This window comes from Pseudomonas sp. R19M (genome assembly GCF_050312585.1).
GTDB classification, from domain to species: Bacteria; Pseudomonadota; Gammaproteobacteria; order Pseudomonadales; family Pseudomonadaceae; genus Aquipseudomonas; species Aquipseudomonas palleroniana.
This window is the reverse complement of record NZ_JBNPJV010000122.1, coordinates 1-351: the sequence shown is the minus strand read 5'-3', so window position 1 is coordinate 351 and position 351 is coordinate 1. Positions and strand designations below refer to the sequence as shown.

Here is a 351-nt window from a genome sequence, read left to right as displayed (position 1 = left end):
TACGGTCGTAGTGACTTTATCGCTACCTGGCACCAGATTTTCGAAATGCTCGCCGCCGGTCACAGTTTTGATCGCGGTAGTGACGGTCTGGTCGCCGTTGTAAACGTCGTTCGGCGCTACGGTGGTGACGCTGCCGCTGGACTGGTTCACACCGATGGTGATGGTCTGGCCGTTATCCAAAGTCACGGTCAGCGGGTTGGTGATGTTGGTCACCGCATTACCCGACTTGTCGACCAGCGAAGCGGTGTAAACGATGTTGCCGCCTTCACCAACAGTGTTGGTGGCGGTCAGGACCACATCGACCTTGTCGATGGTGTCGTTGATGGTGGTGGTTGCGCCGTTGCCTGCAAC

The 351-nt window shown here is 57.3% G+C and carries 1 protein-coding gene; it reads right to left on the bottom strand.

Going from position 1 to position 351, the window contains the following annotated elements; translation table 11 throughout:
• Positions 1–351, bottom strand: a 351-nt coding sequence (locus ACQRBT_RS28310) for an immunoglobulin-like domain-containing protein (protein ID WP_427851702.1), incomplete at both ends; no start/stop codon positions are given.